The organism is Polynucleobacter sp. HIN6, assembly GCF_030297575.1.
Taxonomy (GTDB): domain Bacteria; phylum Pseudomonadota; class Gammaproteobacteria; order Burkholderiales; family Burkholderiaceae; genus Polynucleobacter.
The window spans coordinates 120,288-141,912 of record NZ_AP028137.1 but is presented as its reverse complement, the minus strand read 5'-3'; the positions used below and the strand labels follow the sequence as shown (position 1 = coordinate 141,912).

General features: G+C 48.0%; 22 protein-coding genes. 13 read left to right on the top strand and 9 right to left on the bottom strand.

Annotated features, from left to right (window positions below; translation table 11 throughout):
* The first annotated feature begins 72 nt into the window (after positions 1–72).
* From bioA to bioD, 3 genes are read left to right on the top strand one after another with little or no spacing between them, the layout of a single operon-like run.
* Complete coding sequence (bioA, locus tag QUE66_RS00795; RefSeq protein WP_286223853.1) at positions 73–1,419, top strand: adenosylmethionine--8-amino-7-oxononanoate transaminase; 1,347 nt, start codon at positions 73–75, stop codon at positions 1,417–1,419.
* Between the two features lie 4 nt (positions 1,420–1,423).
* Entirely contained in the window at positions 1,424–2,641 is a 1,218-nt protein-coding gene (locus tag QUE66_RS00790) for an aminotransferase class I/II-fold pyridoxal phosphate-dependent enzyme (RefSeq protein ID WP_286223852.1), read from the top strand.
* Positions 2,641–3,351, top strand: a complete 711-nt coding sequence (gene bioD, locus QUE66_RS00785; RefSeq protein WP_286223851.1) for a dethiobiotin synthase — start codon at positions 2,641–2,643, stop codon at positions 3,349–3,351. The genes QUE66_RS00790 and bioD overlap by 1 nt, the downstream gene beginning before the upstream one ends.
* Here bioD and QUE66_RS00780 read toward each other — a convergent pair.
* A complete protein-coding gene (locus tag QUE66_RS00780) occupies positions 3,343–5,049 on the bottom strand; it encodes an AMP-binding protein (protein WP_286223850.1) in 1,707 nt (568 codons plus the stop codon). The genes bioD and QUE66_RS00780 overlap by 9 nt on opposite strands.
* Positions 5,050–5,124: 75 nt before the next feature.
* Here QUE66_RS00780 and QUE66_RS00775 point away from each other — a divergent pair, with 75 nt between their 5' ends.
* On the top strand, positions 5,125–6,315 hold the full coding sequence (locus QUE66_RS00775; protein ID WP_286223849.1) for a M20 aminoacylase family protein: 1,191 nt from the start codon (positions 5,125–5,127) through the stop codon (positions 6,313–6,315).
* On the opposite strand, the gene QUE66_RS00770 is transcribed toward QUE66_RS00775, so the two are convergent.
* Both QUE66_RS00770 and mltA read right to left on the bottom strand, forming a co-directional pair.
* A complete protein-coding gene (locus tag QUE66_RS00770) occupies positions 6,312–7,088 on the bottom strand; it encodes an enoyl-CoA hydratase (RefSeq protein ID WP_286223848.1) in 777 nt (258 codons plus the stop codon). The two genes, QUE66_RS00775 and QUE66_RS00770, sit on opposite strands and share 4 nt — an antisense overlap.
* A 1-nt stretch (position 7,089) precedes the next feature.
* Positions 7,090–8,214 (bottom strand): murein transglycosylase A, encoded by a 1,125-nt coding sequence (gene mltA / locus QUE66_RS00765; RefSeq protein ID WP_286223847.1) that lies wholly within the window; start codon positions 8,212–8,214, stop codon positions 7,090–7,092.
* Here mltA and QUE66_RS00760 point away from each other — a divergent pair.
* On the top strand, positions 8,213–8,392 hold the full coding sequence (locus QUE66_RS00760) for a hypothetical protein (RefSeq protein WP_286224777.1): 180 nt from the start codon (positions 8,213–8,215) through the stop codon (positions 8,390–8,392). The genes mltA and QUE66_RS00760 overlap by 2 nt on opposite strands.
* 5 nt (positions 8,393–8,397) lie before the next feature.
* Here QUE66_RS00760 and QUE66_RS00755 read toward each other — a convergent pair whose 3' ends face one another.
* The 5 genes from QUE66_RS00755 to apaG all read right to left on the bottom strand — a co-directional run bounded on the left by QUE66_RS00755 (position 8,398) and on the right by apaG (position 12,020).
* The gene (locus tag QUE66_RS00755; RefSeq protein ID WP_286223846.1) at positions 8,398–9,132 is read right to left on the bottom strand and encodes an amino acid ABC transporter ATP-binding protein; all 735 of its coding nucleotides are present in this window, start codon (positions 9,130–9,132) and stop codon (positions 8,398–8,400) included.
* Between the two features lie 14 nt (positions 9,133–9,146).
* Positions 9,147–9,812, bottom strand: coding sequence for an amino acid ABC transporter permease (locus QUE66_RS00750; RefSeq protein WP_286223845.1), 666 nt, complete (start codon positions 9,810–9,812; stop codon positions 9,147–9,149).
* 15 nt (positions 9,813–9,827) lie between these two features.
* Entirely contained in the window at positions 9,828–10,613 is a 786-nt protein-coding gene (locus QUE66_RS00745) for an amino acid ABC transporter permease (protein WP_286223844.1), read from the bottom strand.
* Between the two features lie 21 nt (positions 10,614–10,634).
* Positions 10,635–11,558: an amino acid ABC transporter substrate-binding protein gene (locus tag QUE66_RS00740; RefSeq protein ID WP_286223843.1), complete on the bottom strand. Its 924-nt coding sequence runs from the start codon at positions 11,556–11,558 to the stop codon at positions 10,635–10,637.
* An 87-nt stretch (positions 11,559–11,645) separates the two neighbouring features.
* Entirely contained in the window at positions 11,646–12,020 is a 375-nt protein-coding gene (gene apaG, locus QUE66_RS00735) for a Co2+/Mg2+ efflux protein ApaG (protein ID WP_108509272.1), read from the bottom strand.
* Positions 12,021–12,092: 72 nt separating this feature from the next.
* On the opposite strand from apaG, the gene rpe reads away from it, so the two are divergent.
* The 5 genes from rpe to trpC are packed head-to-tail and all read left to right on the top strand — an operon-like array spanning position 12,093 to position 16,716.
* Positions 12,093–12,788, top strand: coding sequence for a ribulose-phosphate 3-epimerase (rpe, locus tag QUE66_RS00730; protein ID WP_286223842.1), 696 nt, complete (start codon positions 12,093–12,095; stop codon positions 12,786–12,788).
* 24 nt (positions 12,789–12,812) lie between these two features.
* Complete coding sequence (gene trpE, locus QUE66_RS00725) at positions 12,813–14,312, top strand: anthranilate synthase component I (RefSeq protein ID WP_286224687.1); 1,500 nt, start codon at positions 12,813–12,815, stop codon at positions 14,310–14,312.
* Between the two features lie 2 nt (positions 14,313–14,314).
* Entirely contained in the window at positions 14,315–14,881 is a 567-nt protein-coding gene (locus QUE66_RS00720) for an anthranilate synthase component II (protein WP_286223841.1), read from the top strand.
* 3 nt (positions 14,882–14,884) lie between these two features.
* Positions 14,885–15,916: an anthranilate phosphoribosyltransferase gene (gene trpD / locus QUE66_RS00715; protein ID WP_286223840.1), complete on the top strand. Its 1,032-nt coding sequence runs from the start codon at positions 14,885–14,887 to the stop codon at positions 15,914–15,916.
* Positions 15,913–16,716 carry an indole-3-glycerol phosphate synthase TrpC gene (gene trpC, locus QUE66_RS00710; RefSeq protein WP_286223839.1) on the top strand — a complete coding sequence of 268 codons (804 nt, stop codon included), beginning with the start codon at positions 15,913–15,915 and terminating at the stop codon, positions 16,714–16,716. Before trpD ends, trpC begins: the two co-directional genes overlap by 4 nt.
* Before the next feature lies 1 nt (position 16,717).
* Here trpC and ychF read toward each other — a convergent pair whose 3' ends face one another.
* Complete coding sequence (gene ychF / locus QUE66_RS00705) at positions 16,718–17,812, bottom strand: redox-regulated ATPase YchF (RefSeq protein ID WP_286223838.1); 1,095 nt, start codon at positions 17,810–17,812, stop codon at positions 16,718–16,720.
* A gap of 40 nt (positions 17,813–17,852) precedes the next feature.
* Here ychF and QUE66_RS00700 point away from each other — a divergent pair, with 40 nt between their 5' ends.
* The 3 genes from QUE66_RS00700 to QUE66_RS00690 are packed head-to-tail and all read left to right on the top strand — an operon-like array spanning position 17,853 to position 21,621.
* Positions 17,853–19,097 carry an FAD-dependent monooxygenase gene (locus QUE66_RS00700; protein ID WP_286223837.1) on the top strand — a complete coding sequence of 415 codons (1,245 nt, stop codon included), beginning with the start codon at positions 17,853–17,855 and terminating at the stop codon, positions 19,095–19,097.
* Positions 19,090–19,806: a DsbC family protein gene (locus QUE66_RS00695; protein ID WP_286223836.1), complete on the top strand. Its 717-nt coding sequence runs from the start codon at positions 19,090–19,092 to the stop codon at positions 19,804–19,806. Before QUE66_RS00700 ends, QUE66_RS00695 begins: the two co-directional genes overlap by 8 nt.
* 3 nt (positions 19,807–19,809) lie before the next feature.
* The gene (locus QUE66_RS00690) at positions 19,810–21,621 is read left to right on the top strand and encodes a M61 family metallopeptidase (RefSeq protein WP_286223835.1); all 1,812 of its coding nucleotides are present in this window, start codon (positions 19,810–19,812) and stop codon (positions 21,619–21,621) included.
* Positions 21,622–21,625: the final 4 nt, after the last annotated feature.

Genomic DNA, 21,625 nt, shown 5'->3' with positions numbered 1-21,625 from the left:
CGGGATTAGACTCTAAAACCAATAACATACCAGATATGCTGCTTGATTTTGAAATAATCCACACCTGCGCCAATGAATAAACCAGGTCATTCCTTAGACTGGGTCAGTCGGAGCCTTGCTTCGGTTTGGCACCCCTGCACCCAAATGAAAGATCACGAGGCCTATCCCTTAATTGCGATTACCTCGGGACAGGGGGCCTGGCTACAAGACGATCAAGGACGGCGCTTCATTGATGCAATTAGTTCGTGGTGGACTAATTTATTTGGTCACGCCAATCCGCGTATCAATCAAGCAATCTCTGAGCAACTCAAGCGCATTGAGCATGTCATGCTTGCTGGATTTACACATCAGCCAGTGGTAGAACTATCAGAACGTTTAAGTGCATTAACAAATGGTCAATTAGGCCATGCGTTTTATGCCAGTGACGGTGCATCTGCCGTTGAAATTGCGCTCAAGATGAGTCATCACTTTTGGAAGATTCAGGGGAAACCCAATAAAAAAGAGTTTATTTGTTTAGCCAATAGCTACCATGGAGAAACCTTGGGCGCCCTTGGCGTCACCGATGTATCGGTATTTCGTGATGCCTATGGATCACTCCTCAATCCCGTTCATATCGTCATGTCACCCGATTCACGGGCTGCAACCGACCAGGTCTCGAGCGAGGAAATCATTGATTTGGCGCTGAAGAATCTCGAAGAGTGTTTAGCTCAACACCATCAAACCATTGCGGCCTTGATCATTGAGCCCTTAGTGCAATGCGCGGGCCAAATGGCAATGCATGCGCCACGGTATGTGAAGGGAGCGAAGCAACTGTGTAAGCAATACGACGTTCATTTAATTGCTGATGAAATTGCAGTTGGTTGTGGTCGAACAGGCACATTCTTTGCCTGTGAGCAAGCGGGCATTTGGCCAGATCTCATGACCCTATCCAAAGGAATCAGCGCAGGCTATTTACCCCTTTCCATTTGTTTGAGTACTGATACGATTTACTCTGCCTTTTACAGTGACGACATGTCAGCTACTTTTTTACATTCCCACTCATACACTGGCAACCCATTAGCGTGTCGAGCTGCCTTAGCAGGCTTGGATATTTTTCAAGAAGATGCCGTGCTAGAAAAAAATAAAGTGCGTAGTCAGTCAATCCAAGAAGCATTCGCATGGACCCGTGATCACGCATCGATTGAACATATTCGTCAACAAGGAATGATCTTTGCGTTTGATATCAAAGCATCTGCGATTTCAAAGCCAGGTTCATTCTCCAAAGAAATGTTTCAGCAGGGCCTACAAGAGGGGGTGTTGATTCGACCCATCGGTCGCACGGTCTATGTGATGCCACCCTACATTCTCTCTGCCGATGAAATCCAACAGATGAGTCGTGCAATTGAACGAAGCTTGCATACTGTTTTGCAAAAATCCTGATTTCATGCACATGCCATTTGCTCTTAATCAAATTGATGCGGAACTAGCAATAATCGATCGTGAATTACTGCGTCGCTCGATTCGCTCAGTCGATACACCATGTGGTACTGAGATTCAAATTGGAGGAAAACCATTGCTGGCATTTTGTAGCAATGATTATTTAGGGCTTGCTAATCACCCTAAATTGATTGCAGCTCTCTCCGAGGGGGCAAGGCGTTTTGGCACGGGCAGTGGTGCCTCGCATTTAATTAGCGGTCATCACGCGATTCATGATGAGCTCGAAGCAAAATTAGCATCGACTCAGGCCGGCGCCATTCCAAATGCCCGCGCTTTATTTTTCTCCACCGGCTACCTGGCTAATATAAGTGCCATTACTGCCCTCAGTCTGATTGGGAAGTCAAAAACGAGTATTTATTCTGCTGCCCTTAATCACGCATCTCTGATTGATGGAGTTCGTCTAGCCCGCGGCCAGGGATCGGTCGACCTTCACATCTTTGATCACCATCATTTAGCAGGCCTTGAAGAGAAGCTACGCAATGACCTGACGCCATTTAAGTTAATTGTGACCGATGGGGTCTTCAGTATGGATGGCGATCTTGCGCCAGTTCAAGAGCTCTTACGCCTAGCCAATCAATACGATGCGCTCCTCATAATTGATGATGCGCATGGATTTGGCGTGCTCGGCAAGAATGGATATGGAATCCTGGAAGACCAAATGATTTGCTCGGACCGCATTATCTATATTGGTACGCTGGGCAAAGCCGCTGGTCTCAATGGTGCCTTTGTTTGTGCCCATGAAAAAATCATCGCATGGCTCATTCAGAAAGCCAGGCCCTACATCTACAGCACAGCCAGCTCACCTGCATTAGCCTTTGCTGTGCTGCGCAGTGTTTCTCTAATCGAAGGAGAGCTTGGGCAAGAATTACGAGCTCGTTTACATAGCAATATCGCGCTTTGGAAAGAAGGTTCTACTTTTATCCGTTGGAATCGATTGAAATCAGATACCGCGATTCAGCCCATTGTGGTTGGTAGCAACACGACTGCCTTACAGCTTGCACGAGCCCTAGATCAATTGGGATATTGGATACCCGCAATTCGTCCGCCCACTGTTCCTAAAGGTATGGCGCGCCTGCGGATGACCTTATCGGCCGCACATACTAAAGAGCAGATACAGGGGCTCTGCAATGTACTATCGGATCTCGAAACTTCTTTGCCAAAATGATGAGCCACTCCTACTTTGTCACCGGCACAGATACTGAAATTGGCAAAACCTTAGTTACCGCTGCATTGGTTTATAAATTAAATGCACTCAATTCAGGTTCAGCGTGCGCCTATAAGCCAGTGGTTGCAGGAACTTACCGTAATAGTGAGGGCATGCTTTGCAATGAGGATCTAGAAACCTATACACTAGTGCAAGATCCGGCAATTCCCCAAAATGTGATTTGTCCTTATGTACTAGATACTCCAGCCGCACCTCATCTGGTCGCTGCCAAACATGGCAAGCACTTAGAACTCGATCGCATGGTGCAAGCTTATCAAACACTACAAACACAAATCGCCCATGTCATTGCTGAGGGTGCGGGGGGATTTTTAACCCCTATTGATGATCGCTATGATCTATCTACATTTTCTGTACGCATTCAAGTACCAGTGATTCTTACTGTGGGGATGCGTTTGGGCTGCATCAATCACACATTACTAACGGTAGAAGCCATTGAGCAACGCGGCCTCAAGCTGGCCGGTTGGGTCGCCAATTGCATCGATCCTAAGATGCTCTACTTAAACGAAAACATTACGACGCTTCAGAATCGAATCAAGGCGCCCCTATTGGGAAGCATTGCGCATTTGCCCCCGAACTTACAGAAAAAAGCGAATGCGCCCTATTCAATTGAGGCAATTGAATTTGCTGCCAATGCAATCGCACTACCCTGATTGACTTTCATCGCGTAAGACACGACGCAGAATCTTGCCCACATTATTCTTCGGCAGGCTCTCTCGAAACTCAATTTGCGTTGGGCGTTTGTAGTGCGTCAACTCGCGATTGCAAACTTCCATAATTTGTTCTTCAGTAATCGAAGGGTCTTCTCGTACTACGAATAACTTAACTGCCTCACCCATCGCGCCTTGACGAATGCCAACCACTGCACATTCAAGGACCCCAGGAATAGAAGCAACGACATCTTCGACCTCATTTGGAAAGACATTAAAACCAGCTACCAAAATCATGTCTTTCTTGCGATCCACAATTCGGAAATAACCAGCCTCATCCATCACGCCGATATCACCCGTTCGAAAGAATCCATCGGCACCCAGCACGTTCTGTGTTTCAGCTTCTTGTTGCCAATAGCCACGCATGACCTGTGGACCCCGAATATAGATCTCGCCAATCTCACCAATAGCCAAATCCTTACCCTCTTCATCCCGAATGCACATCTCAGTATCGGGCAAGGGTAAGCCAATTGAACCAGTGAACTCGGTGGCCAATGGGGTATTACACGATGCAACTGGGGAGGTTTCAGAAAGGCCGTATCCCTCGGTGATGACCGTACCGGTTAATTCTTGCCAGCGTTGTGCAACGGAGCGTTGTACTGCCATGCCGCCGCCAATCGTGAGTGCCCACTGAGAAAAATCTAATTGAGCAAATTTGGGATTGTTCAAAAGAGCAGCAAATAGAGTGTTTACTCCCGGAAACATATTAATCTCCGGAAACTCTTTCAAAATCCCAATTAAGTTTTGTAAATCGCGTGCATTTGGAACCAACAGAATTCGGGCGCCAAGGCGCATGCCCAATAGTCCACAGCCTGTAAGTGCAAAGATGTGATACATGGGAAGTGCACACAGAAAATGCCATGCGGTAATCGTTTTGCGTTGTTCAATCGGTTTTAACCAGGCTTCGATTTGCAATACATTGGCAATTAAATTGCGATGGGTCAATATCGCGCCCTTGGAAATTCCTGTGGTTCCACCGGTATATTGCAATAGTGCAATGTCATCGTGAGAACGATGTGGACGTTCATACACTCGTTGCGCACCCAACTCTAAGGCAGCGGAAAATTGAATCGTGCTAACTTGCGTTGGCAAGGAATAAGGAATGACTTTGCGCTTAAAGGTTCGTATAAAACGATCTAACCAGGGGCCCTTCCAACCCAGCATCTGCGCAATACTTGTGATCACTGCGTGTTTTATTGCTATTGCTTGACCCTCAATTGCAAAGGCATCTTCAAGGGTTTTTCCAAAATGCTCCAAAAGCAAAATAGCCTCCGCCCCGCTATCGCTTAGTTGGGCTGCTAACTCACGCGGGGTGTACAAAGGATTGATACTCACCACAATAAAACCTGCTCGAAGTACGCCATACAAAGCCATCGGATATTGCGGAATATTGGGCAGCATGATTGCAACCCGTGCACCCTTGGATAGACCAAGGCTTTGCAAATAACTGGCCAATTGCTTCGATGCCAAATCAATGGCTTCATAGGAAAAGTGCTTGCCCATACACCAATACGCGGGTCGCTCCCGATGCGTTTTAAATGACTCATCGAGTAAATCCAAGAGTGAACCATACCGGTCATAACTCAGATGGTGGGGAACGCCTTTTGGGTAGGATGAAAACCAAGGTTTATTTGTAATCATTGGTATTTATTACACTTTTTTAAAGCTGCACATTGTCTCCACGCCAAGTGTATCGCTTTGGGCTAATATTGACCTATGCGAATTCTCCCTGAGATCCTGGAAGCAACTCCTAGCATCGCTGAAATCCGGCGCAATATACATGCACACCCGGAGCTACGCTTTGAAGAAAAGCGTACCGCTGAGCTGGTTGCCCAAGCACTATCCAGTTGGGGTATTGCGGTCTATCAAGGCCTGGGCAAAACGGGAGTAGTGGGTCGCTTAGACGGTGAGTTGGGCCCAGGAAAGATGATTGGCTTGCGCGCCGATATGGACGCCCTGCCCCTACAAGAAAAAAATACTTTTGCTCACGCCTCGCAAAATCCAGGCAAGATGCACGCTTGCGGTCATGATGGTCACACAGCAATGCTCTTGGGTGCGGCGCAATATCTGGCTAATCATCGCGATTTCAAAGGAAGTGTGATTTTTATCTTCCAACCTGCTGAGGAAGGTGGTGCTGGCGCCCAAGAAATGATTGAAGATGGTCTGTTTGAACAATTCCCTTGCGATGCAGTATTCGGGATGCACAATTGGCCAGGTTTAGAAGAGGGTCATTTTGGGGTTGTGAGCGGCCCCATGATGGCATCGAGTAATGAGTTCGTAATCGACATTCAGGGCAAAGGCGGGCATGCGGCCCTGCCACACAACAGTGCGGATCCCATCATGGCAGGCGTTCAGATCGCGCAAGCTCTCCAAACCATTATTACTCGCAATAAGCGCCCGGTTGATGCGGCGGTAATTTCAATTACGCAATTTCATGCCGGAGAAACCAGCAACGTTATTCCCGATACTGCGATGCTAGGCGGAACAGTTCGGACGTTTACATTAGAGGTTTTAGATTTAATCGAACAGCGTATGCATGAGATTGCCAATCAAGTGGCCAGCGCCTTTGATTGCAAAGCCAATCTGACCTTCAAACGCAATTACCCACCCCTGATTAACGATGAACAGCAAACTGAGTTTGCCGCTCAGGTCATGAAAGAGCTCGTGGGTAACGAACGGGTAAACACCCGAATCGATCCAACCATGGGCGCCGAGGACTTTGCCTTCATGCTCTTAAAAAAACCGGGCTGCTATGTATTTTTAGGTAACGGGGATGGCGATCACCGCGCAACTGGCCATGGCATGGGACCTTGCCATTTGCATAACCCCTCCTATGATTTCAATGATCAAATCATTCCAGTTGGAGTGAACTACTGGGTCCGTTTAGCCCAAACTTTTCTGCGTTAACGATTCTTAAACTGCGCGGGCCGCTTTTCTAAAAAAGCAGCCATTCCCTCTTTTTGATCCTCGGTGCCAAAGCAGGCATGAAACAAACGGCGCTCAAAACGAATGCCTTCAGTGAGCGTAGTTTCATAAGCAGCATTCACGCTTTCCTTCACCATCATGAGAGTAAGGAGTGGCATAGCGGCAATCGTCTGTGCAATTGCCATCGTTTCGCTCATTAATTGCGCGACGGGATAAACCCGGGCAACTAATCCGCTTCGTTCGTCTTCAGCCGCATCCATCATCCGGCCAGTCAAACATAAATCCATCGCTTTTGACTTGGATACTGCTCGCGTTAGCCGCTGCGTACCACCCGAGCCGGGAATAATTCCCAACTTGATTTCAGGTTGCGCAAATTTGGCATTATCGGCCGCAATGATCATGTCACACATCATGGCGAGCTCACAGCCACCGCCCAAGGCAAAGCCTGATACCGCAGCAATCACGGGTTTACGAACCTTACAAATGGTTTCCCAATTACGCGTAATGAAATTATTGCGATACGTATCCTGAAAATCATACTGTGCCATCTTGCTGATATCCGCACCCGCAGCAAATGCTTTTTCACTTCCAGTAATCACAATGCATGCAATTGCATCATCGGCATCGAAGCGTAGTAATGCATCGCCTAACTCATCCATTAACTCGTCATTTAAAGCATTAAGTACTTGTGGACGATTTAAGGTAATAAGGGCAACCTTTCCCTCGGTCTGGGTCAATATCGTGTTGTATGACATTTCAGTCCCTCTTCGGTAGCATTAACCAAACACGGCCATTTTGCTTCATTCTGCCAGCCAATTCTCCAGCTTCGTCCCCAGTGCCCCAAAAATAGTCAACTCGGACTGGGCCCACAATTGCCTTACCCGTATCTTGGGCCATCACCAAGCGTCGAATCGGCTGATTACTGAGCGGTCGTGTGGTTTCTAAAAACACGGGGGCACCGAGCGGAATCGCCCGCGGATCAATCGCAACACTGCGCTCAGGTGTTAGTGGAACTCCGAGAGCACCAATCGGCCCAAGATCCTGGTTCGATGAAGCTGGTAGTTCTCGAAAGAACACAAAGCGTGGATTGGCATTAAGCATCTCTTGCACTTTGCTGGGATTGCGCTTAGCCCACTCCGAAATCCCCTGCATGGTTGCCTGCGCACGGGTAATTTCTTTACGATCCAATAACCACTGGGCACTCGATTTAAACGGTAAATCATTCGATCCCGCAAACCCCAATCGCATGATTTGGCCATTGTCCAAACGGATTTTTCCAGATCCCTGAATCTGCATCGATGCAGCCGCTACCGGATCTTCAACCCAGGCAATTTCTGAACCCTTAAGCAGGTTTGAGTTCATCAGCTCAGCTCGTGTTGGCGCAGGCGATGGTTTCGTACGAACCCATGCTTTGGGATAGGCATACAGAGGCACGGTGTACCGATCGGTACGAACCCGCGAACCCGCAATAATGGGTTCGTAGTAGCCGGTGACCAAACCTTCCGACTTTCCAGTGATTTGATTGCGAACTGCATAGGCCCTAAAGTTGTTCTCAAAAAATGCCTTCGCGTCTCTTGGCTTTTGAGCATTAGCCCGATCGCAGACTGCAGCCCAATTAACAGGTCCCGGTTTACGCTTTCGTAAGGTATTGCAACTTTGCAACCACGCTTGCCACGCCTCACTCAAATTATCCTCATCCCAGCCGGGTATCTCAGAGAATGCCACAGGCGTTAATGCGGCCGATGAGCTACTGTCATCCGTAATAACGGTTTCGGTAACTCTTGGGGTACGAGGCAAATTGCTTGAACTACTTGCTTTAGGCGCCTGAGAAATTGGTTTAGTTGGCGGTGCCGCACAAGATGCAAGAAAGAGACTGGCCATGACGACGCAGAATGCAGACTTACAAACTACAATGGGGTTACTCGAATTCCAGAAGATCATCATGCTCGCTCAGTTATTTGATGAATATCCCATGCTCTTATTCGTGCTAGAAGCATTCCTAGCCTTGGCTATTCTATTAGCAATTGTATTTTGGACCGGCAAAGGCCGTAGAGACTAGAAAAATTAGTCAGCTAATATTTTCGAGAGAAATTCCTTGGCCCGAGGTGAGCGCGCATCGGGATTGGCAAAAAACTCATCGCGCGTGCAATCCTCCACGATTTTTCCCCGATCCATAAAGATCACACGATCACTCACCTTCTTGGCAAAGCCCATTTCATGGGTGACCACGCACATGGTCATCCCTTCCTGCGCTAATTTGACCATCACATCCAAAACCTCGCCCACCATTTCAGGGTCAAGAGCGGAGGTAGGTTCATCGAACAACATCACAATTGGGTCCATACATAAGGCACGGGCAATCGCTACACGCTGCTGCTGACCACCAGATAGCTGGCCCGGGAACTTATCTTGTTGCTCTAATAAACCCACGCGCTCTAAATATTTAAGACCTTGTTGTTTGGCCTCATCTAGACTGCGATTGAGTACTTTCACCTGAGCAATAGTTAAATTCTCCATAACCGATAAATGGGGAAATAGCTCAAAGTGTTGAAATACCATACCAACGCGTGCACGCAGCTGCGGCAAATTCGTATTGGGATCATGTAAGTTAATTCCATCAACCGTCAACTCACCCTCTTGAAAGGGCTCTAGCGCATTGATTGTCTTAATCAGCGTCGACTTTCCTGACCCCGACGGTCCACAAATGACAACCACCTCACCCTTGTGAATCACCGTCGAGCAATTGGTGAGCACTTGAAACTGGCCATACCATTTTGAAATATGTCGAAGCTCAATCATGGCAATCTCATTTCTTAACGAACAATTGCAACCTTCTCCTGAATGCGCTTAACAATTCGGGATAGCGTAAAACAGATTAAAAAATACGTCACGGCTGCCAACAAATAGGTCTCAATTGGTCGTCCAAAATTTTTACCGGCAATCTCAAATCCCTTCAAAAGATCGTAAGCACCAATCGCATAGACCAAAGAGGTATCCTGGAACAGGATAATCGTTTGGGTCATAAAAACAGGGATCATATTTCGAAAGGCTTGGGGCAAAACTACCAAGCGCATATTTTGTGAATAAGTCATTCCTAAGGCTTGGCCAGCATAAACCTGCCCCTTCGGAATCGACTGAATTCCGGCTCGCACAATCTCCGAAAAGTAAGCCGCCTCAAATGCAATAAAGGTAATGATGGCCGATAAATTAACGCCAATTGGTTTGCCAATGATCAGCGGAATCAATAAGAAAAACCACAAAATGACCATGACCAGCGGAATGGAACGCATCGTATTGACATACGCAGTTGCAGGTAACGCAAGCCACGGTTTTCCTGAAAGACGCATTAAAGCCAGTACCGTCCCCAACAGAATCCCGCCAATCGTCGCAATAATGGTTAACTGAACACTAAAGATCAATCCCTTTTGAATATAACTAGTGAATAGCTCCCAGTTATAAAAGCTCAGATCCAGGTTCATGATTTATCGCTTACCTTAATGCGCTGAGGATGGATTAGCCGCAATAAAACCAGGAACGCGCGTTTTTTTCTCAATCCACACCATGATTCGATTGACTGTAAATGCGCTCACCATATATAGCCCCGTAACGGCTAAATAAATTTCAATACCACGGGAGGTTTCCTCCTGAGCCTGTAAAGCAAATAAGGTGAGCTCCGGTACGGATACTGCAAACGCAACGGATGAGTTCTTCACGATATTCATACACTCTGATGTAAGTGGCGGAATGATGATTCGCATACCCATCGGTAAGAGCACGTAGCGATAACTTTGTGTGGTGGTCATACCCAAGGCAATCGCTGCATTTCGCTGTCCTGATGGTAGCGACTGAATCCCTGCGCGAACCTGTTCCGCAATCCGCGCCGATGTAAATAAACCCAAGGCAATGCTCACCAATAAATAGGATGGGAAGTCTTTCATGATGGGGAAAAACGCCGGCACTACGTGATACCAAAGAAAAACTTGAACGAGTAATGGGATATTCCGAAAGAGCTCAACCCAAGCCGTTGCAGCACCAACACATAATCGATTTAAAAGATGCAGGGGCGGTAAGGTGCGCATCGTACCAATGACGACCCCCATCACCATTGCTAACACCAGACTAAGCCCGGCGACAGCTATGGTCCAACCCCATGCAGAGATTAGCCAATCCAAATAGGTAGGATCAGCGTTAGGATCCATCCCAAATAAAAAGGAGAAGCAGCGTGGGGCTACTTCTCCAGTCAAAGTGTCTTTACAAAAGACACTCCAATCTAAGTTCATATCAAACTGAAAGAGCCTAAATTACTTCTTCTGATAATCCTCTGCAGGCTTATCGTTTGGATTGGCCCATGCTTGTTTGGTACTTTCAGACAAAGCCAAACCAACACGTGCATTCTTAGGGGGAATGGGTTGTAAGAACCACTTATCCCAGAGCTTGGTGAGGGTGCCATCTTTCATCATGCGCTTGAGGTTATCGTCCACCGCTTTCTTAAAGCCAGGATCATCTTTACGCATCATGATGGCAATCGGCTCAACTGCGATGACTTCACCCACAATGCGGTAATCGCCAGGATTTTTTGCATTCGCGATATTGCCGGCCAAAATGGAGCCATCCATCACAAATGCATCGGCGCGTCCCGATTCCAACAACAGGAAGCTATCAGCGTGGTCTTTACCAAATACTTCTTCGAAATTCACTCCGGTGGCCTTTTCATGCTTACGCAAGAGCTGCACTGAGGTAGTGCCTGTAGTGGTCGCCACCTTTTTACCATTGAGCTGATTTAAAGAAGTAATTCCAGAATTAGCCTTCACCGCAATCCGAATTTCCTCAACGTATGTTGTTACAGCAAAAGCCACATCCTTTTGCCGGGTTGCATTATTGGTCGTTGAACCACACTCAATGTCAACCGTTCCATTCTGTAACAACGGAATGCGATTCTGTGAAGTGACGGGGGTATATTTGATATCCAGTGTCTTCAAATTCAATTGCTTTTGAATATCACGCAATACGGTATTGCAGATTTCCACATGAAAGCCTGCGTATTTACCATCACCCAAGGTATAGGAGAGGGCGCCAGATGACTCACGCACACCCATAGTTACTACACCGGTAGACTTCATCTTATCGAGGGTGCTTTGCTGAGCGATTGCTACTGGCGAAATCAATAAACTACTGGCAAGCAAAGTGATGCTGCCTAATGCGCTGGACCACGAAAGTTGCTTCATATTGAATCCTTTGATCAATAGGTTTAATTTAGTGAATGCATTTCCATCTTAACGAGAATCCTTGCCAAAACTCCCGAATAGCCCTATTCAGTGCAAGGTTCTTGGCATCACCAGGGCAAACTCTGGAATTGTTGCCTGAAAAAACTGAGCATCCTCGGTGACGCAAAAATACTCCCCGCGCATCGTGCCGGCTGGTGTGGGCAAAGTAGCCCAACTGGTGTACTCAAAATGCTCGCCGGAGCGTAAAAGTGGCTGTTGACCAACTACCCCCAAACCCTTCACCTCCTGAACCTCCCCTTCGCCATCGGTAATCAACCAATGGCGGGCAATTAGCTGAACACTGGCCGTTCCGGTATTGCGAATGGTCACGGTATAAGCAAACGCGTATTGCTGATTATCGGGATCCGATTGCTCGGGAAGGTACTGGGGGCGGACGTTTACGGTAATTTCGGGTGGATTCATGACCTGCATTCTGCGCTATCCCAACCCCGTTCGCAAGATAGAATCTAGGTATATATGACAAAAACCACTCAAATGAGCCCTAATTCCGCCATCATTGCCCCCTCGATTCTGTCAGCCGACTTCGCCAAACTGGGCGAAGAGGTGAAGGCTGTCTTGAATGCCGGAGCCGATTGGATTCACTTTGACGTAATGGATAACCACTATGTGCCCAATTTAACGGTTGGGCCCTTGGTTTGTGAGGCAATACGTCCCCATGCCATCAAAAACGGTAAACCGGCGATGATCGATGTCCACCTCATGATTGAGCCGGTTGATCGGATTGTCCCTGACTTTGCCAAAGCAGGAGCCAATCTGATCAGCTTTCACCCCGAGGCCAGTACGCATGTGCATCGCACCCTCTCACTCATTAAAGATCATGGCTGCCAAGCTGGGCTAGTCCTTAATCCCGCTACCCCGATCCATCACCTAGACCACGCCTTAGATCAAATTGATCTGGTACTTCTGATGTCAGTCAACCCAGGCTTTGGAGGTCAATCTTTTATTCCCAGCACTCTTATTAAGATCGAACAGGTACGTAAGATGCTCGATCGCTATCAAGAAACCAGTGGTCGAGCCATTCGCCTTGAGGTCGATGGGGGAATCAAAATTGACAATATTGCTAGTGTTGCCGAGGCTGGAGCCGATACCTTTGTAGCAGGCTCGGCGATTTTTGGTAAGCCAAATTATGCTGAGGTCATTCATGCCATGCGTAACGCGATTGGGTCTTAAATCATTAAAGACGACCTGGGCATGATGAATACAATTGACTTACACAAATTTGCGAAGCAAGGGTATAACCGTGTGGCGCTGGTTGCGGAGTCACTTGCCGATCTCGAGACTCCCCTATCGCTCTACTTGAAGCTGACCCAAAAGTCTGGCCAAAAAAATACCTTTTTGTTGGAATCCGTTTATGGCGGCGAGCGCTTTGGGCGCTATTCCATTATTGGCCTACCGGCACGAACTATTTTTAGAACCGTTGGTACCCCCAGTAACCCAACCAATGAGATCATGCACGACGATACGGTCATTGAGCGCAATCACGAGAACCCGCTTGACTTCATTGATCAGTATCTCAAACGCTTTAAGGTCGCCCCTCAGGCAAATCTGCCGCGTTTTTGTGGTGGCTTAGCCGGTTACTTCGCCTACGACACGGTTCGTTATATTGAAAAGCGACTTGCAGTTCACTCCTTGCCCGATGAAATCGGTGTGCCTGATATTCAGCTGATGCTCACCGAGGAATTGGCTGTGGTTGACAATGTCGCAGGCAAGATCTATTTCATTGTGTATGTAGATCCCAATGACTCTAACGCTTATGAGAGCGGCACTAAACGGTTGCAAAACTTGCAAGCCATGCTTACAGTCCCGATCCAGATACCCAAAGAACAAGCATCCAAGCCGCACCCTGAGCTTATCCGTAAATTTAGAGCGAGCGATTTTGAAGATGCAGTGCGTCGCACCAAGGACTATATCCTCGCAGGCGATTGTATGCAGGTGGTCATTGGCCAGCGCATCAGCCGAACCTTCACTGAACCACCATTGCAACTCTACCGCGCATTACGCTCACTCAACCCCTCCCCTTACATGTATTTCTATGACTTTGGGGATTTGCAAATTGTGGGCTCATCCCCCGAGATCTTGGTGCGCCAAGAAAAACGTGAGGGACGCAAAATGGTCACGATTCGGCCCTTAGCCGGAACTCGTCGCCGCGGTGCGACCCCTGAAGAGGATGTACAACTTGCTAAAGAGTTACTGGCTGATCCCAAAGAAATTGCTGAGCATGTAATGCTGATTGATCTCGCCCGCAATGATGTCGGGCGTATTGCCAAGACCGGAACTGTCAAGGTCACCGATTCGATGGTGATTGAAAAGTACTCCCACGTGCAACATATCGTTAGCTCCGTCGAAGGTGAACTTAAGGACAATATGAGCAATATGGATGTCTTACGCGCCACCTTCCCTGCCGGCACCCTATCTGGTGCCCCCAAAATTCGGGCGATGGAAATTATTGATGAAATGGAAATTACCAAACGTGGTATCTATGGCGGTGCTGCCGGTTATCTCTCGTTCTCAGGCGATATGGATGTGGCGATTGTGATCCGCACCGGCGTGATTAAAGACGGCATGCTGCACTCTCAAGCGGGCGCAGGTGTCGTGGCCGATTCGGATCCCACCTCCGAATGGAAAGAGACCGAAGTGAAAGCGAAAGCAGTATTAGCAGCTGCTGAATTAACCGAATCCTCTAAAGGAGCATAACGATGCTCTTAATGATCGATAACTACGACTCCTTTACTTATAACTTGGTGCAATACTTTGCCGAGCTTGGCGAAGACGTGAAAGTTGTACGTAATGATGAAATCAGCGTTGCGGATATTGCCAAAATCAATCCGGATCGTATTTGTATCTCCCCGGGACCTTGCAGCCCAAAGGAAGCAGGGATCTCGGTTAATACCATCAAGACCTATGCGGGCAAGATTCCGATTCTGGGCGTCTGCCTTGGGCATCAAGCGATTGGTGAGGCTTTTGGAGGCGAGGTGATCCGCGCGAAGAAAGTGATGCACGGCAAAACCGATGAGATCACCCATATCGACGAAGGTGTATTTAAACATCTCCCAAAATCATTTCGGGTGACGCGCTATCACTCGCTCGCTATTAATCGAGAGAACTTACCCAGTTGCTTAACCATCACCGCACAAACTGACGATGGCGAAATCATGGGCGTGCGTCATAAAGAGTTATGCGTGGAGGGTGTCCAATTTCATCCAGAGTCGATTCTCTCTGAGCACGGTCACGCTCTCCTGAAAAACTTTTTAGCGATGAAGTAAGAAATGGCCATGACCCCATCCCAAACCCTGCAACACTTGATTGACGGCAAAGAGTTACTCGAAGCCGAAATGGTACAGATCATGCGCGCCATTATGGGTGGTGAACTGCCAGGGCCGATGGTGGCCGCCCTTTTGGTTGCCCTTCGCAGCAAAAAAGAAACGCCCACCGAAATTGCTGCGGCGGCGACCGTGATGCGGGACTTTGCTACTGCTGTGGATGTTAAGGATAAGACCCATCTAGTCGATGTAGTGGGTACCGGTGGCGATGGTGCCCATACCTTTAATATTTCGACAGCATCCATGTTTGTTGCGTCCGCGGCAGGCGCCAAGATTGCGAAGCATGGCAATCGAAGTGTTAGTAGCAAGTCAGGCAGCGCCGATGTTTTGGAAGCGCTCGGGGTCAAACTAAACCTGAGCGCCGCTGCAGTAAGTCAATGCATTGAGCAACTTGGTATTGGCTTTATGTTCGCCCCCAATCATCACCCCGCCATGAAAAACGTGGTTCCGGTCCGCAAGGACCTAGGGGTACGCACCATCTTTAATATTTTGGGACCCCTCACCAATCCCGCAAAAGCGCCCAATATTGTGATGGGCGTATTTCATCCAGAGCTAGTGGCTACTCAAGCAAAAGTCTTACAGCTAATGGGGGCCGAGCACGCTTTAGTGGTTCATGGCAATGACGGCTTAGATGAGATCACGCTCTCGGGCCCCACCATGGTCGCTGAACTGCGCAAGGGGCAAATCAATCAGTATGAAATTAAGCCCAGTGATTTTGGAATCCCTCATGCTTCAATGGACACTCTAAAGGTTGCTGATGCGCAAGAATCCAAAGCCATCATTTTGAATATCATGAACAATCAATCAGGGCCTGCACGCAATATTGTGTGCCTCAATGCAGGCGCCACCCTCTATGCTGCTAATGTCTCTCCATCGATTGCCGATGGTATCGAGCTGGCTGACAGCACAATTGCTTCTGGCAAAGCCAAACAGAAACTCGAAGCGTTTGTTGCGTTAACGCAAAGTCTTGCCTCATGAGCGATATTCTGAGTCGTATTCTGGAGACTAAGCGACATGAGATTGTGGCTGCACAACGATTGATCTCTAGTGGTGAAATCTTAAAAGAGGCATTGAATGCTAATTCTGATCCAAATAGAAAGGTGCGTGGCTTTGCTAAAGCACTGATAGACTCCGTCAATAATCACAAACCCGGCATCATTGCAGAAATCAAAAAAGCAAGTCCGAGCAAAGGGGTGCTGCGTGAGCACTTTATGCCACATGACATTGCGCAAAGTTATGCCGCGCATGGCGCGACCTGCTTATCGATCCTCACCGATCGGGATTACTTCTTGGGCTCGCCCCAGTATCTCAAAGAAGCCCGAGCTGCATGCTCTTTGCCAGTAATTCGCAAGGACTTCATCATTGACCCTTATCAGGTCTATGAGGCGCGCGCGATGGGTGCTGATGCAATCCTTTTAATTGTCGCGGCACTTGAGTTATCACAAATGCAAGAGCTTGAAGCATGTGCGATCGAGAACCAGCTTGATGTATTAGTCGAAGTTCATGATGGGGTGGAATTAGAAGCGGCTCTTGAACTGCAAACGCCGCTACTGGGTATCAATAACCGCAATCTCAAAACCTTTGAGGTTAGCTTACAAACCACCCTCGATCTATTGCCAGCCATTCCCAAAGACAAACTCGTCATCACGGAGTCCGGGATTCTCAATGCCAACGATGTCAAGCGGATGCAAGGGGCCGGGGTTAATGCATTTTTAATTGGCGAAGCCTTTATGCGCGCTGAGCATCCAGGCAAGGCACTTGCAGCATTATTTGCTTGACTTAGACGTTAAATAAAAAGTTCAAGACATCGCCATCCTTGACGATGTATTCCTTACCTTCGGCGCGCATCTTACCCGCTTCCTTTGCGCCCTGCTCACCATTGTATTGAATGTAATCGTCATACGCAATCGTTTGTGCTCGAATAAAGCCGCGTTCGAAATCCGTATGAATCACGCCAGCAGCCTGAGGCGCCGTATCGCCAATATGTATGGTCCAAGCACGCACCTCTTTCACGCCCGCTGTGAAGTAAGTTTGTAAACCCAATAAGCTATAGCCCGCCCGAATTACTCGATTAAGACCTGGTTCGCTCATCCCCAGATCAGCCAAGAACTCGGCCTTGTCAGCATCCTCTAAATCAGCAATCTCAGCTTCAATGGCTGCGCATACCGCAACGACTGGCGCATTCTCTTTAGCAGCATGCTCCTTAACCGCCTCAAGATGGGGATTGTTCTCAAACCCATCTTCTTTCACATTCGCGACATACATCGCCGGTTTTGCTGTAATTAAGCAAAAAGGTTTAAGAAGAACTAACTCTTCCTTACTAAGGCTCATGGCCCTTACCGGCAAGGCTTGATCTAACTGTGCTTGAACCTTGGTGAGTACCGCAACCAAGGCTGCGGCCTCTTTATCGTTACCCGATTTAGCTGCCTTCGAGTAACGCTGCAGGGCTTTCTCAACCGTACCCAAATCTGCCAGAGCTAATTCGGTATCAATCACTCCAATGTCTGCAATCGGGTCGACTTTGCCACTCACATGAACCACATTGGCATCCTCAAAGCAACGCACAACGTGGGTAATCGCATCGGTCTCCCGAATATTGGCCAAAAATTGATTTCCAAGCCCCTCTCCTTTGGAGGCGCCAGCTACCAATCCAGCAATATCGACAAACTCGACCGTGGCGGGCACGATTCGCTCAGGAGTCACAATCTGCGCTAAGGCAGCCAAACGGGGATCTGGGACCTCGACCATGCCCACATTGGGCTCAATCGTGCAAAAGGGATAATTTTCGGCTGCAATACCTGCCTTGGTGAGGGCATTAAACAGGGTGGATTTGCCTACATTCGGCAGGCCAACGATTCCGCATTTGAGTGACATGCTCCCATTGTAAATGCGCTTGATTCGCTATCATCTTGGTATGCGTTCCCAAAGTACATCCAATTCTGCCCAACACACCAATACCCAATCCGACTTTGCGGTCGTTGGGGGTGGTATTGTGGGTAAGGCAAGTGCACTTGCCATGGTTCAACTGGGCTACTCGGTGATTCAAATTGCACCCGATTTGCATCAGACAATTGCGCTTGAGCCTTCCTTTGGGCAGCGAATCTATGCGCTCTCACCGAGTACCAAACATCTTTTATCCGAACTAAACATTTGGGATGGCTTAGACCAGAATCGCATTCAAGTAGTGCGCGATATGCGAATCTATGGCGATCGTGGGCAAAAGCATGATCAACTTCATTTCTCGGCCTTTGAAGCCGGTCGACCGGAACTTGCCTGGATTGCTGAATCTGATTTGATTGAAGCCACGCTAACCCAAGCGATGCGGTTCAGTAAGAATCTACAAAGCATTGAGGCCAGTGTTGACGAGGTTCGGTTTGAGCCCAATACTTCTCCAACGCTTTCATTGAGCAATGGTCAAACCATCCAAGCCAAACTGGTGATCGCAGCCGATGGTGCGAACTCCCCTCTACGCCAGTCAGTTGGAATTGAAATCGATCAACACCCCTATGATCAGCACGCAGTGGTTGCCAACTTTACCTGCTCGATTGCCCATCGCGAGACCGCCTACCAATGGTTCTTGCCCAATGGCGATATCTTAGCCATGCTGCCATTACCCCAGCAACAGGTTTCAATGGTATGGTCAACACAAAATGAGCATGCCGACTATTTATTACAACTGGATAGCCAGACATGGTCAAACCAATTTGGTGTGGAAGTTCATGATCAACTCGGTGAGCTGCAACTGCAATCCACACCAGCAAGCTTTCCTCTGCGACGCATCAAAGCGCATCGCCTGATTGGCCCAGACTACGATCCTAAATTAATCTTGGTTGGTGATTCTGCACACGTCATGCACCCATTGGCTGGTCAAGGCCTCAATCTAGGCTTACGGGATGTGGCAAGCCTGCTTCACATCATGAAGCACAAAGAGTCCTATCGGGAAGTAGATGATCGCATTTTGCTGCGTCGCTATGAGCGCGAGCGCGAAGGAGATACCACCTCACTTTTATGGCTGACGGATCGCTTAAAGAAACTGTTTGCAGCACAAAGCCCAATCGAAAAGGGATTACGAAACTGGGGCTTAGGAATGGTTAATCGAAGTCATATCATCAAGCGCCAACTGATTGAGCGCGCACTAGGAGAACAGTTGCATGGGTAAATTGATTCAGCATTTAGGTCTGGTGATCGTCTTGGTCGGCTTTTTTGGCTCAGTCGATGCCATGTCAGAAAGACAAGTTCGCGCCGAGTTGCAAAAGCGCTTAGGCACCTCAGCAAACGTTCGCAACATTACGCCATCGCCTATTCCAGGTTTATTTGAGGTCCAGATCAATCAAGAGATTTTCTATACCGATAGCAGTGCCAAGTATTTGATTCAGGGGGAAATGATTGAGCTCGCATCGGGCGCCAACTTAACCGCCAAGCGTCAAGAGGATATCAATCGAATCAAATGGTCAGAGCTTCCCCAGGCTAACGCGATCAAAATCGTACGTGGTAATGGTAGCCGTCAAATTGCCGTGTTCTCGGATCCCAACTGTGGTTACTGCAAACGGCTAGAGCGAAGCTTGCAACAACTCGATAATGTCACTATCTACAACTATTTGATTCCAATTCTCTCGGCGGACTCGGCACTCAAATCAAAACAAATTTGGTGCGCAGCCGATCAACAAAAGGCTTGGAACGATTGGATGCTGAGCAACATCACCCCAAGTGGCAAATCGGATTGCACCAATCCAATTGATAAAAATATCGCCATTGCCAAGACCTATGGAATCAATGGCACGCCCACCATTTTCTTTACCGATGGCAGTCGCTTCCCGGGAGCTGTGCAGCTCTCTGATATCGAGAAGAAGCTCGCCTCTTTGAAATAATTCATGATGGCTTTGGATTCCACACCTGTAGTTCAGTACACGGTATGGCCTGATGATCTACATGGTCATCGCTTTACCGTTTCGCTCGTGATTCACCATCCAAATCCTCAAGGGCAAGTTGTGCATATGCCCGCATGGATTCCAGGTAGTTATTTAATTCGGGACTTTAGTAAGCATATTGAGTCGATCGCCGCCTTTACTCTCCCCAGAAATCAGACCGAAGTAAAGAAAAAGATTGCCCTAGAGCGTCTCGATAATGATCGCTGGCGTATCCCCAAAGGAACTGGGTCTTGCGAGATTGTCACTACGGTATATGCCTTTGATCAATCGGTACGCACGGCTTATTTAGATCAGGATCGTGGCTTCTTTAATCCCACCAGTCTCTGTCTCGCCGTCGAAGGTCAGGCCCATTTACCTTGTTCACTGGCTATTGCCCCGCCACATAATCAGACTAACAAGCAATGGCAAGTACAAACGACCCTTCGCCAGGTGAAGACCGATGCAAGCAGTTTTGGGTTTTATATGGCCAAAGATTATGCAGATTTGATTGATCATCCGGTCGCGCTCGGACAGTTTGAGACGATTGAGTGGCAATCCTTTGGCACTCCTCACCGCATGGTCATTCAGGGATTAACGAGCGAGCAATCACAATTACTCGATCGAAATCAACTTGCAAATGATCTCCAAGGAATCTGTGATGCCACGATTCGTTTATTTGAGCCTCGCAAGCCCAAGGCACCATTTAAACAATATCTATTTATTGTTAATGCTGCTCTCGATGGCTATGGTGGGCTCGAGCATCGCGACAGCACGGCGCTATTGTGTAAACGCGATCAATTACCTTACGGTGATCACAGCACTCAAAGGCCTAAAAAATCGTATGAAGAGTTTTTAGGACTCTGTAGTCATGAGTATTTTCATGCCTGGCTCGTCAAACGAATTCAGGCGAAAGCCTTTCAACCCTATCGCTTAAATGAACGCAACCACACCCGACTGTTGTGGCTCTTTGAAGGATTTACCAGTTACTACGACGATCTCCAACTCATACGTAGTGGGTGCGTCAACATGGAGCGCTACTTGGAGCTAGTGGCTAACAATTGGAACGGGGTATTGCGAAATCCTGGCAGAACCAAACAAAGCGTTGCCGATAGCTCCTTTGATGCTTGGACCAAGTATTACCAGATGGATGAGAATACGCCTAATTCAGTAGTGAGTTACTACGCCAAAGGATCACTCATCGCCCTGGGTCTGGATCTTTTAATTCGGCAGTACTCAAACCATCAACGCTCACTGGATGATGTCATGCGCTTTTTATGGAAAGAACATGGCAAAACTGGGATTGGAATTAATCAATACGCTCTAGATCTAGCCATTAGCTCAACGATTGGGATTGGCTTTAATAAAACTTGGCAACGCTTTAAGCGCGACTACATTGATGGCACAGAAGATCTACCCTTGCAGATTTGGTTACCTCAGATTGCTAATATCGAAGTGGCACAAAAGCAAGCGAACTTTACTGAATCCATCAAACTAGCCCTTGGGATGCGCTATACCGATAGCAACGGCTGGATCAAGGTAACGCATGTGCTTGATGGTGGCATTGCCCAGCAGGCAGGGCTGGCCCCAAACGATCTGATTGGTAGCATTAATCAGCAACGCATCATCAGCGCGAGAATGGATCAAGTGCTCGGAAGTCTTGTGAACAGCAAGAAAATCACTTTCCATTACTTCCGACAAGATCAAGAGCATCAAACTAGCGTTGCCTTAAAGCTCGACTGTCCAGCTCAATATGAGCTCAAGCAGCCTAAAAAATAGTCTT

Excerpts from the sequence above, each read along its gene's own strand:
- bioA (WP_286223853.1), top strand. The coding sequence starts at position 73 with ATGAATAAACCAGGTCATTCCTTAGACTGGGTCAGTCGGAGCCTTGCT.
- QUE66_RS00790 (WP_286223852.1), top strand. The coding sequence starts at position 1,424 with ATGCACATGCCATTTGCTCTTAATCAAATTGATGCGGAACTAGCAATA.
- bioD (WP_286223851.1), top strand. The coding sequence starts at position 2,641 with ATGAGCCACTCCTACTTTGTCACCGGCACAGATACTGAAATTGGCAAA.
- QUE66_RS00780 (WP_286223850.1), bottom strand. The coding sequence starts at position 5,049 with ATGATTACAAATAAACCTTGGTTTTCATCCTACCCAAAAGGCGTTCCC.
- QUE66_RS00775 (WP_286223849.1), top strand. The coding sequence starts at position 5,125 with ATGCGAATTCTCCCTGAGATCCTGGAAGCAACTCCTAGCATCGCTGAA.
- QUE66_RS00770 (WP_286223848.1), bottom strand. The coding sequence starts at position 7,088 with ATGTCATACAACACGATATTGACCCAGACCGAGGGAAAGGTTGCCCTT.
- QUE66_RS00760 (WP_286224777.1), top strand. The coding sequence starts at position 8,213 with ATGACGACGCAGAATGCAGACTTACAAACTACAATGGGGTTACTCGAA.
- mltA (WP_286223847.1), bottom strand. The coding sequence starts at position 8,214 with ATGGCCAGTCTCTTTCTTGCATCTTGTGCGGCACCGCCAACTAAACCA.
- QUE66_RS00755 (WP_286223846.1), bottom strand. The coding sequence starts at position 9,132 with ATGATTGAGCTTCGACATATTTCAAAATGGTATGGCCAGTTTCAAGTG.
- QUE66_RS00750 (WP_286223845.1), bottom strand. The coding sequence starts at position 9,812 with ATGAACCTGGATCTGAGCTTTTATAACTGGGAGCTATTCACTAGTTAT.
- QUE66_RS00745 (WP_286223844.1), bottom strand. The coding sequence starts at position 10,613 with ATGAACTTAGATTGGAGTGTCTTTTGTAAAGACACTTTGACTGGAGAA.
- QUE66_RS00740 (WP_286223843.1), bottom strand. The coding sequence starts at position 11,558 with ATGAAGCAACTTTCGTGGTCCAGCGCATTAGGCAGCATCACTTTGCTT.
- apaG (WP_108509272.1), bottom strand. The coding sequence starts at position 12,020 with ATGAATCCACCCGAAATTACCGTAAACGTCCGCCCCCAGTACCTTCCC.
- rpe (WP_286223842.1), top strand. The coding sequence starts at position 12,093 with ATGAGCCCTAATTCCGCCATCATTGCCCCCTCGATTCTGTCAGCCGAC.
- trpE (WP_286224687.1), top strand. The coding sequence starts at position 12,813 with ATGAATACAATTGACTTACACAAATTTGCGAAGCAAGGGTATAACCGT.
- QUE66_RS00720 (WP_286223841.1), top strand. The coding sequence starts at position 14,315 with ATGCTCTTAATGATCGATAACTACGACTCCTTTACTTATAACTTGGTG.
- trpD (WP_286223840.1), top strand. The coding sequence starts at position 14,885 with ATGGCCATGACCCCATCCCAAACCCTGCAACACTTGATTGACGGCAAA.
- trpC (WP_286223839.1), top strand. The coding sequence starts at position 15,913 with ATGAGCGATATTCTGAGTCGTATTCTGGAGACTAAGCGACATGAGATT.
- ychF (WP_286223838.1), bottom strand. The coding sequence starts at position 17,812 with ATGTCACTCAAATGCGGAATCGTTGGCCTGCCGAATGTAGGCAAATCC.
- QUE66_RS00700 (WP_286223837.1), top strand. The coding sequence starts at position 17,853 with ATGCGTTCCCAAAGTACATCCAATTCTGCCCAACACACCAATACCCAA.
- QUE66_RS00695 (WP_286223836.1), top strand. The coding sequence starts at position 19,090 with ATGGGTAAATTGATTCAGCATTTAGGTCTGGTGATCGTCTTGGTCGGC.
- QUE66_RS00690 (WP_286223835.1), top strand. The coding sequence starts at position 19,810 with ATGATGGCTTTGGATTCCACACCTGTAGTTCAGTACACGGTATGGCCT.